2 pseudogenes are annotated in these 547 nt (G+C 43.5%); both read left to right on the top strand.

Features of this window, described 5'->3' with window-relative positions:
* Positions 1-242: pseudogene (locus KTG12_RS21475) on the top strand (hypothetical protein); the annotation flags it as partial.
* A gap of 118 nt (positions 243-360) precedes the next feature.
* Positions 361-547, top strand: a pseudogene (locus KTG12_RS21480) (hypothetical protein); the annotation flags it as partial.

The raw sequence follows: 547 nt of genomic DNA on the forward strand, positions 1-547 counted from the left end.
CGGAGGTTGATCAGAAGCGTATCGTTATCAAGGATATGGGGAGTGGTCAAATCAATATCGGATTTACTGATGCAGCGGCCATAACAGAAACAACAGATATAGCTTTGACTGATGAAGAACTTCAATACCTCAAACAACGTGTTGACTTCATAGATCGCAACGGCATGTTCTCTGAGTTCACGATGCCGACGTATGTCAAAATTTTGGATGAACCGCTAAAAGAGGAGCAACCGGGCGAATAATATAAAAATCCGCCTCCCATCTATCACAGACCGGAGGCGGAGAAATAACAAACACTGCCTTATGGCAATGAAAAACTCGTAACAAAGATGATCAAATAAAAACGGAAGGAGGTGTAAAGTGAATGTAGAATTAACCGATATACTAACAATAATCGGGACGTTAGGAGGATTCGAGGCGATAAAATGGGGGATTAGCTTCTATACGAACCGGAAGACAAACGCCCGTATCGAGGACGCCCATGCCGATGTGGAGGAGTTCAAGGCTTTACGTGAGTATAACGAGTTCCTGCAAAAACAGCTATCAG

It is taken from the genome of Parabacteroides sp. MSK.9.14 (assembly GCF_019041495.1).
GTDB classification, from domain to species: Bacteria; Bacteroidota; Bacteroidia; order Bacteroidales; family Tannerellaceae; genus Parabacteroides; species Parabacteroides merdae.